The organism is Prosthecobacter sp., from assembly GCF_044222565.1.
In the GTDB taxonomy this organism is placed as follows: Bacteria; Verrucomicrobiota; Verrucomicrobiia; order Verrucomicrobiales; family Verrucomicrobiaceae; genus Prosthecobacter.
Window position 1 is genome coordinate 65,359 of the sequence record NZ_JBGANA010000032.1, and the last position, 12,905, is coordinate 78,263.

Consider the following 12,905-nt stretch of genomic DNA (forward strand, 5'->3'; position numbering starts at 1 on the left):
CCCCGTGACCTGCACTTATGATGAAAAAGAAAATCATCGGTTCTCTTATCTTGGGCTTGGGAGCCATGCTCGTCGTTTGCTCAAGGAATCAAAATCAAAGCGATCACTCTGCTGGCGGGAGAGATATTGAACCTAAATCGAGGGATGTAGCTCCCCCAAGCACGTCGGCGGAATACATTCCCTCGGGTTTAAAGCTCCCTCTTTTGCGGCGAACAAAGGAAAACTGGAAAAAAGATGCGCAAGCCCTGGCGACATTTCTAACTGAGTGGAATCCTGTTGGGCACTCCGTTGATGAACTCAAAAAAAATGTCGGGCCGCCAAGCAGAGAAGACAGCGATATCGTCAGCTACCAATTTGACAGCGGCTTAAATGGCTGCGTTTTTGATTTTAAGGTTAAGGACGGCAAAATTGTTTCAACAGAGCTCATTGGCTATTGAAACAGCACTTCCCTTACCTGGATCTAACCGCGATACACGTTGTGCAACCAACCGCTGGATTGCTCCCCCACCGCGTCTATTTAGTCTCCCCCATGGCACAGATCGGCAAACGCAACTCCCTCACCGTCCTCCACAGCACGCCTCACGGCATCTACTTGGACGGCGGCGAGCATGGCGAGATCCTCCTGCCAAACCGCTACATCCCCAAGGGCACCAGCCTCGGCGAATCTCTCGACGTCCTCATCTACCGTGACTCCGAGGACCGCCTCGTCGCCACCACCGAGACACCCTTCGCAATGGTCGGCGAGTTCGCCACCCTCGAAGTCGTCAGCGTGAACCGCAACGTCGGCGCCTTCCTGAACTGGGGCCTCCTCAAGGACCTCCTCCTGCCCTTCCGGGAGCAGTCAGATCCCGTCTATGTTGGCGACAAAGTCGTCGCCTACATCATGCTGGACGAAAAGACGGACCGCATCATCGCCACCACCCGCCTGCAGCGCCATCTCAGCCGCGCCCGCCCGCCCTTCAGGCCCGCCCAGCCCGTCTCCCTCCTCATCACCGCCCGCACCCCGCTGGGTTACAACGCCATCGTCGAAGGCACCCACATCGGCCTGCTCTACCACTCCAACATCGGCGCCCCGCTCCAGATCGGCCAGAAGCTCAGCGGCTTCATCAGCGCCGTCCACCCCAGTGGCAAAATCGACCTCAGCCTCGACGCCTCCGGCTACCAGCGCGTCGCCTCACTCACCGACCGCATCCTCGAAGCCCTCAAAAACAGCGGCGGCAAGCTCCCCTTCGACGACGACAGCCCGCCCGAGGCCATCCGAACCCACTTTGAGGCCAGCAAAAAAGCCTTCAAACAGGCCCTCGGTTCCCTCTACAAACAGCGCCGCATCGAATTCACCCGCCCCGGCATCGCCATCCTGGACGTCCGCGATGCCAAAGAAGGAGACTGGAAACCCTCCGCCAAACGCTGATCACCGCACAGCACGCAAAAATCGTATGTAGGTCGGGTTGTGTTTGGCATCGATAGCGTTTCAAGCTCCAACGCTTCTCCGCCAAACCACCCGACTGCGAGGACACTCGCAAGCCAAGGCGCTTGCAGTACGCCGAAAGACGGCCGGGCTTACGCCATGACCGTCCGACACACGGCTAACTATATTCTTCCTCCGCCTCAAGGCAGCGGAAACCTCTGGTTCGCCTCGCTGACTTCCTTGCGGATCTGCGCCAATGCGGCTGCGTCTTCCCGGTTCGTCAGCGCACGATCAATCCACGCGGCGATCTGCTTCATCTCAGCTTCTTTCATGCCACGCGTCGTCACCGCAGGCGTTCCCACACGGATGCCCCCGCCAAGCGTGATCTTCTCCGTGTCGAACGGAATGCCATTCTTGTTCACGGTGATCGCCGCCTTGTCCAGCGTCTCGCTGGCGATCTTGCCATTGAGGCCCTTCGGGCGCAGATCCACCAGCATGAGGTGATTGTCCGTACCACCGCTGGTGATGCGGTAGCCCAGTTCGATCAGCGCAGCGGCCAGCGCCTGCGCATTCTTCACCACCTGCGCCGTGTAGTCCTTGAAGCCAGGCTTGAGGCACTCGCCAAAGCACACCGCCTTCGCCGCGATCACATGCATGAGCGGTCCGCCCTGCACGCCTGGGAAGACCTGGCTCTGGATCTTTTTGAACAAGTCTTCGTTGTTCGTCAGGATCATGCCACCACGCGGGCCGCGCAGGCTCTTGTGCGTCGTGGTCGTCACGAAATCCGCATACTCCATCGGCGAGGGATGCGCGCCACCAGCCACCAGGCCGGCAATGTGCGCCATGTCCACAAACAGATAAGCACCCACGCTCTTCGCGATCTCGCTCATCTTCTTGAAATCAATGATGCGCGGATAGGCGCTGGCACCGGCGGTGATCATCTTTGGCTTCTCCCGCAGCGCCACTTCAGCCAGCTCATCGTAGTTGATGCGTTCATCTTCGGCGCTCACGCCATACTGGCAGAACTGGTAGAAGCGGCCCGAGAAGTTCGCCGGATTGCCGTGCGTGAGGTGACCACCGTGGGCCAGGTTCATGCCCAGCACCTTGTCTCCCGGCTGCAGCACGCTGAAATACACCGCCGCATTGGCCTGCGAGCCCGAGTGCGGCTGCACGTTGGCAAACTTCGCGCCAAACAGCTGGCACGCACGGTCGATCGCCAGTTGCTCCACCTTGTCCACCTCTTCGCAGCCGCCATACCAGCGCTTGCCCGGGTAGCCTTCGGCATACTTGTTCGTCAGGCAGCTTCCCTGCGCCGCCATCACGGCCTTGCTGGTGAAGTTCTCGCTTGCGATCAGCTCGATGTGGTCCTGCTGGCGGTGCTGCTCTCCCTGAACGATCGCCGCGACGGCAGGATCATTCGCTTCCAGAATATCCAGCGGATGAGGCTGCGCGTTCATCTTGTCCACCCGGCGGCCATGGCGACCACCCGCAAAGGGCGTCTTCAACCACGCATCCACGATCTGATTCGCCACTTCTTCGGTGGTGTTTTTGCCGGAAAGGCACAGCACGTTCGAGTTGTTGTGCTCACGCGTGATCGCCGCCGTCTGCGCATCTCCCACAAGGGAAGCCTGAATGCCCACATGACGGTTAGCGGCGATGCACATGCCGATGCCGGTGGTGCATACCAGAATGCCCGCGTCCGCCGCGCCGGAGAGCACCTTGTCCGCCACCACTTCCGCATAGTCGGGATAATCCACCGAATCATGCGAATTCACCCCGAGATCTTCCACGCCATAGCCGGCGGATTTCAGATGGGCGACGACGGCATTTTTCAAATCCACGCCGCCGTGGTCGGCTGCGATGGCGAGTTTACTGGGAAGGCTGCCGTTGGTGGTGCTGGTCATTTTTTGCTTGGGGGGTGTTGGGGGGGGAACGAAAGTGGGAGGGGGGATGGCCGCTGTCATCCATCATTTTTCTTCCAGGTCTGGTCGATGTAGGCCAGCAGGCTGGGCAGCATTTTTTCCAGAGCCTGCAGCGTCTCTTCATACGCCTGAAGGCCCTGTCCAAAGGGGTCGGAAACATCCTTGCCCCGCAGTGCGTCTTCGGCGGCAAATTCGGACACCAGGTAGATTTTGTCAGTCTGCTCGGGAAATTCATCCACGATCGCGGCCATGTGATGCGATGACATGGCGAACACATGCGTGGCCGCCTCCAGAATCTTCTTGTCGAGCATCCGGCTTTGGAAACCGGACAGGTTCACTCCGCGGCTCTTCAGCAGCGCCGCCGTGTGTTTGCTCGCGGGCATGCCTGGCGCCGCCGCCACTCCGGCGCTGGACACCTGGTAGTCGGCTCGCTCCTTCACCAGCTCACGAAACAGCGCTTCCGCCATCGGGCTGCGGCAGGTGTTGCCAGTACAAACAAAAAGAACGTTTTTCAAAAGGCGGTGCGGGTTTTGTTTCTTCCCCGCCGTTTCCAGCGGGGTATCAGTGTGTCCCGACGCTCTCGTTTGTCAAAGGCAGAGCAAAACGTGTCCATAAGCATTTTCATGAAATATCCCGCTTGCCAAAGGGGCCGCTCATGGGCTTTGCTCCCGTTTGTCTTATTTTCAAGCGCTTAACCCCGGATGGCGGAACGATACAAAATATACGAAAAGCTCGGCATGGGCGGCGTTGGCGCCGTCTTCCGCGCTTATGACAGCCAGTTGAAGCGCTGGGTCGCCGTCAAACGACTGCTGACCGCCAACGAAGCCGACGTGGACAAAAACGTCGCCTCCGAGCTCCGCCGTGAGGCGGACGCTCTCGCCTCCCTGCGCAATCCAAACATCGTCACCATCTTCGACGTGGCCAGCGATGACGAAGGACTCTTCATGGTCATGGAGCTCCTTCAGGGAGAAGACCTCGCCGACGTCGTCGCCCGCGGCCCGCTGCCCTATGACGACTTTAAAGAGCTCGCCTCCCAGACCCTTGAAGGTCTCCTCGCCGCTCACCAGCACCACATCCTCCACCGCGACATCAAGCCGGAGAACATCAAGGTCGAGCGACTCCCCGGCGGCCGCATGCAGGCCAAGATCATCGACTTCGGTCTCGCCCGTGCCGGTCTGCGCGCCCGCAAGCAGACGGAAGACCAGGAAGGCACCGTCATGGGCTCCATCTATTACATGGCGCCCGAACAGCTCACCCGCGAACCCGTGGATGAGCGTACCGATCTCTACTCCCTCGGCTGCGTCTTCTACGAAGCCCTCTCCGGCCGCAAGGCTTTCGATGGCACCTCCATGGCAGAGGTCATCGACAAGCACATCGACCACGTTCTCGTCCCGCTGCACCAGATCGCCCCGCACGTCCCGCAGTGGCTCGGTGCCTGGTGCGCCCGCCTCATGGCCCAGAAGCCGGACGACCGCCCTGCCAATGCCCAGCAGGCCATCGAAGAATTCCGCGCTTGGGAAAAAATGCCCACCATGGTGCCCTACGGCCCCTGGATGGGCATGTATGCACCACCACCAGTTTACATGCCGCCCGTCATGCCGCCAGGCACGGGCACCGTACCCCTCACAGGTTATTACGCTCCGCCAGAGCACCAGACCCAGCCCGTCTATGCCGAGCCCGTGGTGGAGGCCGTACCCGTCGAGTACGCGGACCCCCAGTTTGTCACGGAGACGGCCGCCATCACCAGCCAGCTCACCCCGGCACCGCGCAGACCCGCCAGCGGTCCGCACCGCAAGCCCACTTCCACCGGCTCGGTTCCCGCTGGCAAACTCAGCCCAAAGCTGATCAAGCAGATCGCCATCATCGGCGGCGCCCTCATCGTGCTCGGCATTGGCGGCTGTTTCTTCTTTGGCCGCGGCGGCAGCAGCTCCGGACCGGCGAAATCAGGCATTGCTTCCCTCATTTCCTCCAATCCTCCCAAGGTCAGTTTCCAGCTTCCTCAGGATCGCGCCTTCCCCCCTGCGGATGCCGGCATCTCGCTCTTCTATGTCGGCAATACCGGCATCCTCACCAATCGCAAAGGCAGCAATGGCAAGCTGGCCACGGCCAACCCGAACGAGCCGGTCCTCGAGTGGCACGACATCTCCGAACGCGGCAACGACAACATCCTGCGCGCTTATCAGAACAGTCCCGACTACGCCCCGAAGCGCGTCAACTGGCCTGAATCCACCACCGGAGGCAGCCCCAAGCCCGGTCGCGTCGTTCTCGATTTCCATCCCCGCAGTGGCAAGCCCTGCATCATGGAGCTCGATGACACGGGAAATGAAACCCAGAGCATGCCCTTCGGCACCAAAAATCTCACGGTTCCCAATGAGAAAGGCCTCTCCCTCGTCATCGCCTTCCAGGCAGACGCCGCCAAGCTCCCGACGCGTGTCTTCACCTTGAGCAACGAAGACGGCTCTTCGGTTTCCCTTCTGGTGGATGACAAAAAGAACCTCGTTGCTGAAGTGAAGCACGAAGGCGGCAGCCCCACCATCACCTCCAAGGATGTCAAAGGCACCCTGCCCTGCCTCGCCTTCATCACCTGGAACACCAACAGCGGCGCCTTCGAACTCCGCGCCAAGGATGCCGAAGGCAAGTCCTTCACCTCCTCCGGCGGCAAGTCCACCGCACCCTACAAGCCTCTCAATCATCTCATCATCGGCCGGGACCGGGAAAGCACAGGCGCTAACGTCGGCCCCCAGGATCAGTTCAACGGCTTCCTCGCGGAGTTCTTCGTGTACTCCATCATCTTAAAGCCGGACCAGCTTCAGCTCATCGACGGTCGTGTGCGCGACTACTATTTCGTACCGTCCGCGCCTCCCCCTCTCAACACCCGCCTGAAAAACAAGCTCGCTTTGATCGAACCTCGCAGCAGCTGGAAGCTCAGCGCCAGCCACAAAAAAGAAGATCTCTCCAAAGCCACCGACAACAACACCGCCAGCCGCTGGAGCACCGGTGTCTCCATGAAAGGCGGCGAGTGGTTCACCGTCGAACTCCCCACTGAGGAGAACATCGCGGGTCTCGCCATCGACAGTCAGGGCAACTCTCAAGACTACCAGCGCAAATACAAAGTCGAGCTCTCCTCCGACGGCAAACAGTGGAGCCCCCCTGCCGCACAAGGAGACGGCAGCGTGCTGACCGAAATCGTTTTCAAAGCGCCGCAAAAAGCCCGCTTCGTCCGTATCACCCAGCTCGGCACCGCCTCCAACTACTGGGGCATCAACGAACTCGTCCTCTTCAAGAAGTAGCCTCCCAGGCCGCTTCCCCATTGCATTTCAGGACCTGATCTTCTAGACCAGTTCTCGAAAAGATTGTCATATTGAACCGGCGAGCGCAGCGGCCCCAGTGGCAAGGCGGGAGCGCCGCCTGCTATTGAAGAATAACAGGCAAGCGACTAACGCAGCCAATGGGGCCGCTCCGCCGCCCGCTCTCACGCTTCGATTCCCCCTCCGCCAAACCGCACGCCCCAGCGCTTTCAGCCCGCACAAAGGCGCATTGTCGCCACACACTGCGGTTCTTCACCCCATCACCGCACACAATCCCCTGCGCAGCAGCCCCGCCTGCTCGCGTGTCAGCCCCGCCGGCGCAGCCACCGCCGCATGCACCATCCCCACTGCTGTGTCGCACGGAATCACCGTCAGCACATTCCCCGACGCCAGCGTTTGATGAATCACCGGCGGCGTTTCACAGGCGGACATCGCGCTCGCACGCACCGCCGCCCCCCACGCCATCATGGTCGAGAGAACCAGTCCCGCCTTCGACTCCCCGCCCCACAGCACCTCGCCTTCGTCACTCATCACCAGCACATGTCCGCCGTCTTCCTGCAGAACCTTGCGCGTCCATGCTGCAAAAGCCGCCAGCCGCACCTCGCGCGTTCCGGCCGGAACTTCAAACACCGGCACCGCCGACGTCCCCTCTTTTGTACTCGCGCGGTCGCTTCCAGCAGCCGTCGTTTCCGCATCCGTCTTCTCATTCTCCGGCGCTCTATCCACCGCTGCCACCTCCATGGGCCGCGTCAGGATCCCTGCCTCCGTCGCACGCTGGCGGATCGCACGCAGCTTGTCTCGGATCCGGCTCAATGGCAGCGCCGCTGGCGGCATCGGCATGGGCGGTTCTTCTTCGTCAGCAGAACTTTCCTCCACCGTCTCCAGGGTCTCCAACACCATCTCTCCCGCTTCCGTCTCTGCTTTCAGCAGTACCGGTTCGGCCGCCAGCGCCTCCGTCATCTCCAGCGCAGCGGGTGCCCGCTGCTCGGGCGCTTCCATCCAGTCCATGGCAAATCCCCAGGGCTTCTCTCCACCGCTGCCGGACGTCTCCGGCACCGTGTCGATCTCCACCAGTCCGCACGCTCCATCCTCTCTCGGCTTTTCCGGTGCGATCTGCTCCACCAGCGCCTTGAGCTGCTCCGCGTCAATCCATGAGACTTGCATGTCCATGCTCCCTTTCACGTTCATGGGTCAGTCCTGTCCGCTGCTCCAGCTCAGCCGCGATCTGGTCAAAGATCAGCGCCTCCGGCGGCGGATTTCGTTTCGTCAGAGCCACCGGCACACCCAGCGCGCTCGCCTCCAGAAAGGAAGGCAGCCGCGGAATGCTCTGCTGAAACATCAGGTTCGCAGGCAGCATGTCGCGCAGTTCACGCGCCACCTTCATGCTCATTTCATTCTCACGCAGCACCATCGTCAGAAGGATGCCCGCCACCCGCACCCCGGCGCCTTCCGCACGGAACCGCGCCAGCGTCTCCAGCAGGTGCGGCACGCTGCGGATCGCCAGCGGCTCCGCCTGCTGCGGCAGGATCACAAAATCACACGCCTTCACCACCGCCTCCGTCGTGCTGCTCATGCCGGCCGCCGTGTCCATCAGCACCACGTCCGCACCGCGCAGTTCCGCGCCGCGCAGCAGGTCCGCCAGCCTCGCCGGCACTTCATGCGCGGACCAGCCCTGTCTCGCGCAGGTGTCATACTGGCCCGCCGGCACGATCTCCAGTTCCGGCAGCCGCGTTGGCACCACCATTTTTCCCAGGTCTCCGCCACGCACCAGAAACTCGTGGAAGCCCTCCCTCGCCTTCGTGCTTTTCGCCAGTGACAGCCCCACTCCGCCCTGCGGATCCGTGTCGATCAAAAGTACCCGCCAGCCACGTCGCGCCAGCGAATAGGCGAGATTGATGCACAACGTGGTTTTCCCCACGCCTCCCTTCTGACTGGCCGTTGCTATCGCTATCACACGTCGATGCTAAGGTGGCTTTGACGATTCGCAAGAAGTTGCACGCCACTCCATTCAAGATTAGCCCCGCCTCAGAAAAAAGGGTGCCTTGTGCATCGACAAGCTCCGCCGTCCGGTCCATGAGACAAGGTTTTTGAGACTTGCTCAAAAGGCGAAACGTTTCCATCCTCGTGGGATTACCCATGCGGCCGACTGCATCCTCACATGAAACTGCCCCTCTTCCTCTGCCTGGCGCTCACCTTCTCGTTCACCTCGTGTGAACGTCATCCGGAGCTCAAGCGTGAACTCTCCGCGCTCGGGGCCGCCTGCAAGCAGGACGAGGCCGCCATTCAAAAACTCGATCAGGACATCGCCTCCCTCGGCGGCACCAGCGCCATCAGCCGCTACACCGAACAAGCCCAGCTCAAACAGGAGCAGTTGCGCCCCTTGGAACTCTCCAACCCGATCAGGGAACGACAACTCTCCACCATGGAAACTGAGTTTGCCAGGCTCAAACCCGCCGCGGAAGCATACAAAGCCGCGCACCTGAAGTAATCCCCCACCTTCCCACACCGTGTTCGATTTTCGCGCCAGCACCCTCATCAAGATCATCCTTGTCTTCGCCGCCCTCCTCGCGGTCGCGGACTACTTTTATCAGCGCGACAAACTCCAAACCGAGCTCGCTGAAATGAAAACGCGCTCCAGTGATCTCCACGAGACCCTCCTCGCCCGCCAGCAGGAGTGGGCCGAGCTCAAGAGCGCCAAGGACAAGCTCGATCAGCTCTCGAAACACGAGCAGGACCTCATCAGCCAGCGCGATCTCCTCGATCAGAAGGAAAAGAAACTCCACGTCGAGATCAAGTATCTGGCCGACTCCATGGCCACCACCGCTGAGAAAGCCCGCACCGCCGCCATCGGCAGCCTCATTCCCGAGCTCAAGCTTCTCAACCGCCCCACTCTCCACAACGCCAAGATCTTCAAAATCACCGACGACTCCATCTCCTTCCTCCACGAAGACGGCGTCGCCAATCTCAAAGCCACCGCCGAAGAGCTCCCGCCCGACCTCCAGCAAAAATTCGACCTCGGCCCCGGCTCCATCGCCCGCCAGCTGGCCAAACTGCTGAAATAGACCAGGCTTCCAAAAGGATCGTTATCAAGGCGCAGATTTGAAGGGTGCTCGCTCTGCAGGCTCAAATAGGACTTCAAATCAACGGCCTCCCCAGTCTCATTCGTGAAAATTCGCGGAAATTCGTGGTCATTCGCGTTGGTAGATTTGGAATCTGCTGAGTGACCGTATGCTCACTGCCGCCTTCGTGTAATCCGGCCCGCATTCAGGAGTCTCCCCCATCTTCCTGCATTCCTACCGCAGCCTTCCCCACTGCTCTGCACCTCAGCAGTCTTCCTTCGATCTAATCTTCCGCCCGTCCTTGGCATATTTGCAGCTTGATTTCGCCCGGAAAAATCTCTTTAAGTGCATTTTCCTAGCGCCCATGAAAAAATCAGTACCACTCCTGCCCCTTGCCACTAAGGCCGCATTGCTTGCGGCAGGCATTCTCCTCGGCACCGGCATCCTCACCTCAAAGGCCCAGGAAGTCACTCCCCTCCTGGAAGTACAGAGTTCATTCGGCAAAAAAAGCTACCAAAACGCCAAGGTCATGGCCGTCACCCCGCAGGGCGTGAAGATTTTGCACGACGGCGGCATCTCCGTCATTCCCACCACCTCCCTGCCCAGGGAGTGGCTCACGAAATACGCCCCAGAAGCCGCCGGCGTCCCCAGCGTCACTCCGTCGTCCACCACAGCCCCCGCAATGCCCAAGGCAGACGCCGTCACTTCCCCGCAGGGAGCCGTCGTCACCTCCTTCGATCCCGCTTCTCTCGTCATCATCAAAACCGACAACGGCAGCGGCTCGGGCTTCATCGCCAAAGCTGGTGGAAAGACCTACATCTACACCAATGCCCACGTGATCTGCGGCAGCCTGGGTTCATTCACCTCTAAAATCGTCAGCATTCAGACCGCTTCCGGACGCACTATTCCCGTCCCCTACGAACTCGAACTCTCCGACGTCAACGATCCCACCACCGAGAGCGGCCTCGAAGACGTCGCACGCTTGCCCATCGTCCTCAAAGAAGGAGAGAGCGCCTATGAAATCTCCGAACTCGATCCCAACATCGCCATGAGCGCCAAAGTCATCGCCTATGGAAACAGCCTCGGAGGCAACGTCGTCACCTCCCTCCCCGGCACCATTCTCGGCCTCGGCAGTGACCGCCTCGAGATCAGCTGCGAAATCGTCCCCGGCAACAGCGGCGGCCCTGTCGTCCTCGAGCAGACCAAAAAAGTCATCGGCATCTCCACCTATGCCACCAACGGCCAGCGGGACATCTGGTCCAGAGGGACCAAATTTGATGGAGTCCGCCGCTTCGCCATGCGGCCAGAGAAAGTCACCAAATGGAGAAAAATGCTCTACACCTCGCTCATGTCCTCCACCGCGGAGCTCAATGCCTTTGATCGCGACACTCTCTCCCTCGCCGCCGCCTGCTTTCTCAATCCCAAGCGCAACAATGCAGGCTTCGATTTCTCCATCCAGTCCAAAGGCGACTACGTCATCCGAACCGTGCTTGTGGACGGTGCCAAGCACTCCCTCGGACAGTCCATCAATGCAGGCATCGCACGTGTGAACCAGAAACTCGGCGGCGGCATGGGCGGAAACACAGCGCGCATGGCAGTTCAGGGCGTCGTGGGATACTTCGCGGAATTCTTCAACACCGTCTCCCAGGCCTCCTCCTCGCAGATGCAGAGCCTGCAGAGCGCCGACCGTGCCCCCTATTTGAAAAAGTACGTCCCAGATCTCCTGCGCGAACGCAAAGAGGTCCACACCAACTTTGTCCAGCAAGTCGTCCGCTTCAGATAGAGATCTCGCCGGACCAAGCCGTGAAGCTGGCCGGCGCGCTGCGCATCAGCTTTGCCATTTGCCAGGAATACACTGAGGAGCTGTTTTTTCCTCAGAGTTGCTTAAGGACAAACTGGCGCAGGGAGAACGGGACAGACGCGTGCGTGGTCAGATCGCTGAGGCAGCCTTGCCGCCACGTCGAGTAAGATTCTGCCAGCGCAATGTCCTACGCCCCGTGTACAAGTGGCCGCACATAATGAAGCCCATTTTCGTTGTCCATTCCCCAAGCCTTGCCGTCACCACGATTGCTTAGCGGCATTAGGTCTAAATCGCCAAGATCCCCGTATTTGCTGCCCTTTATCCCTCCCTCGAAGACACATACCACGAGCCTTTGAAAGCGGGTCTGAATTCCAGTCACATCACGCTGCTTCTCGAACATTTGCATTCAGGCCGTACAAAGCCCAGTGACGCTGCGGGAGCGGAGCACACTGCATTGATTGGAGCACTGGCATCTTGCTGGCTCCGGTCGAGCGTCCATTGCGGGGGCCATCTCCCTCTGCTCAACTTTCCTTCCACACTCGTTTTCAACTGTCTGCGATATCACCTGCGTCCGCCGCGACATCGGGCTTTGTCGCACCAAGTCCAAGTTCCGCACGCCCCTCACCCTGCGGGAGCGGAGCACACTGCATTGCTGGGAGCACTGGCTCTTGCCGTCTCCCGGCGCGCGTCCATTGCGGGGGCCATCTCCCTCTGCTCGACTTTCCTTTCACACTCGTTTTCAACTGTCGGCGATATCACCTGCGTCCGCCGCGACATCGGGCTTTGTCGCACCAAGTCCAAGTTCCGCACGCCATCACAGCGGACAGCTGTAGCCATTTCAGACTCTGTTGCAGCGACTCCTTGTTCTATCGACATAACGACGGCGTAAACCTGCACCTGCAAGTCTGGCGTGAGCAGCAGGTGCTGGTCAAAAGCGACGCCGTGCTGCGCAAAGACAGCCCCCTCTTCATCGGCGGACCACCGTGGAAGGACGGGCGGTTGATATTTGTGCTGTTTCTGGAGCGCAAATAGGGCGGCAAAGACCGTTTTAAGGCCCCCACTGGCGGCAACTCCCGCGCTTCAAGTAGCCAGCGACCGTCCCATTAGGTCCTCCAGGGGCCAGCAGGCCGCATGAGCCGTATCGGACTTGTTTCATCAGCCCACTCTGCCTCCCCAGCCCGTTTGCCAAGCAGCCCGTCGCCGTTCACCCGCCCTGCGCGCGCAACCCTGCACTGCGTGTTCCGCTGCGCTCTTTTCCCGCCACGCAGGCACAAAAAATCCCGCATCTCTTACGAGATGCGGGATGATGTTTAATCTGGCAACGTCCTACTTTCGCATAGCCTTTCGCCATACTATCATCGGCGCAACAGCGTTTCACTTCCGTGTTCGGAATGGGAACGGGTGGTA

11 protein-coding genes and 1 rRNA gene are annotated in these 12,905 nt (G+C 60.2%); 7 read left to right on the forward strand and 5 right to left on the reverse strand.

Going from position 1 to position 12,905, the window contains the following annotated elements; genetic code table 11:
• Positions 1–17 precede the first annotated feature (17 nt).
• Together ACILSR_RS29910 and ACILSR_RS29915 are read left to right on the forward strand one after the other, a co-directional pair.
• Positions 18–437 (forward strand): hypothetical protein, encoded by a 420-nt coding sequence (locus ACILSR_RS29910; RefSeq protein WP_395753495.1) that lies wholly within the window; start codon positions 18–20, stop codon positions 435–437.
• 92 nt (positions 438–529) lie between these two features.
• Entirely contained in the window at positions 530–1,411 is an 882-nt protein-coding gene (locus ACILSR_RS29915; protein ID WP_395753496.1) for a S1 RNA-binding domain-containing protein, read from the forward strand.
• 197 nt (positions 1,412–1,608) lie between these two features.
• Here ACILSR_RS29915 and rpiB read toward each other — a convergent pair whose 3' ends face one another.
• Together rpiB and ACILSR_RS29925 are read right to left on the reverse strand one after the other, a co-directional pair.
• Complete coding sequence (gene rpiB / locus ACILSR_RS29920; protein ID WP_395753497.1) at positions 1,609–3,312, reverse strand: ribose 5-phosphate isomerase B; 1,704 nt, start codon at positions 3,310–3,312, stop codon at positions 1,609–1,611.
• A gap of 56 nt (positions 3,313–3,368) precedes the next feature.
• A complete protein-coding gene (locus ACILSR_RS29925) occupies positions 3,369–3,845 on the reverse strand; it encodes a low molecular weight protein arginine phosphatase (protein WP_395753498.1) in 477 nt (158 codons plus the stop codon).
• A 186-nt stretch (positions 3,846–4,031) separates the two neighbouring features.
• On the opposite strand from ACILSR_RS29925, the gene ACILSR_RS29930 reads away from it, so the two are divergent.
• Positions 4,032–6,620, forward strand: coding sequence for a protein kinase domain-containing protein (locus ACILSR_RS29930; protein ID WP_395753499.1), 2,589 nt, complete (start codon positions 4,032–4,034; stop codon positions 6,618–6,620).
• Between the two features lie 270 nt (positions 6,621–6,890).
• Here ACILSR_RS29930 and ACILSR_RS29935 read toward each other — a convergent pair whose 3' ends face one another.
• Together ACILSR_RS29935 and ACILSR_RS29940 are read right to left on the reverse strand one after the other, a co-directional pair.
• A complete protein-coding gene (locus ACILSR_RS29935; RefSeq protein ID WP_395753500.1) occupies positions 6,891–7,808 on the reverse strand; it encodes a hypothetical protein in 918 nt (305 codons plus the stop codon).
• Positions 7,783–8,592, reverse strand: coding sequence for a ParA family protein (locus ACILSR_RS29940; RefSeq protein ID WP_395753501.1), 810 nt, complete (start codon positions 8,590–8,592; stop codon positions 7,783–7,785). Before ACILSR_RS29940 ends, ACILSR_RS29935 begins: the two co-directional genes overlap by 26 nt.
• A gap of 204 nt (positions 8,593–8,796) precedes the next feature.
• On the opposite strand from ACILSR_RS29940, the gene ACILSR_RS29945 reads away from it, so the two are divergent.
• From ACILSR_RS29945 to ACILSR_RS29960, 4 genes are all read left to right on the forward strand, one after another.
• The gene (locus tag ACILSR_RS29945; RefSeq protein ID WP_395753502.1) at positions 8,797–9,126 is read left to right on the forward strand and encodes a hypothetical protein; all 330 of its coding nucleotides are present in this window, start codon (positions 8,797–8,799) and stop codon (positions 9,124–9,126) included.
• A gap of 19 nt (positions 9,127–9,145) precedes the next feature.
• On the forward strand, positions 9,146–9,700 hold the full coding sequence (locus ACILSR_RS29950; RefSeq protein ID WP_395753503.1) for a hypothetical protein: 555 nt from the start codon (positions 9,146–9,148) through the stop codon (positions 9,698–9,700).
• 361 nt (positions 9,701–10,061) lie between these two features.
• On the forward strand, positions 10,062–11,480 hold the full coding sequence (locus tag ACILSR_RS29955) for a serine protease (protein WP_395753504.1): 1,419 nt from the start codon (positions 10,062–10,064) through the stop codon (positions 11,478–11,480).
• An 879-nt stretch (positions 11,481–12,359) separates the two neighbouring features.
• Entirely contained in the window at positions 12,360–12,530 is a 171-nt protein-coding gene (locus ACILSR_RS29960; protein ID WP_395753505.1) for a hypothetical protein, read from the forward strand.
• Between the two features lie 281 nt (positions 12,531–12,811).
• Here the strand turns inward: ACILSR_RS29960 and rrf are convergent.
• Positions 12,812–12,905 (reverse strand): 5S ribosomal RNA (rrf, locus tag ACILSR_RS29965); the annotation flags it as partial.

Bases quoted from the DNA above. Each gene is read 5' to 3' on its own strand.
- ACILSR_RS29910 (WP_395753495.1), top strand. From the start codon at position 18: ATGATGAAAAAGAAAATCATCGGTTCTCTTATCTTGGGCTTGGGAGCC.
- ACILSR_RS29915 (WP_395753496.1), top strand. From the start codon at position 530: ATGGCACAGATCGGCAAACGCAACTCCCTCACCGTCCTCCACAGCACG.
- rpiB (WP_395753497.1), bottom strand. From the start codon at position 3,312: ATGACCAGCACCACCAACGGCAGCCTTCCCAGTAAACTCGCCATCGCA.
- ACILSR_RS29930 (WP_395753499.1), top strand. From the start codon at position 4,032: ATGGCGGAACGATACAAAATATACGAAAAGCTCGGCATGGGCGGCGTT.
- ACILSR_RS29935 (WP_395753500.1), bottom strand. From the start codon at position 7,808: ATGGACATGCAAGTCTCATGGATTGACGCGGAGCAGCTCAAGGCGCTG.
- ACILSR_RS29945 (WP_395753502.1), top strand. From the start codon at position 8,797: ATGAAACTGCCCCTCTTCCTCTGCCTGGCGCTCACCTTCTCGTTCACC.
- ACILSR_RS29955 (WP_395753504.1), top strand. From the start codon at position 10,062: ATGAAAAAATCAGTACCACTCCTGCCCCTTGCCACTAAGGCCGCATTG.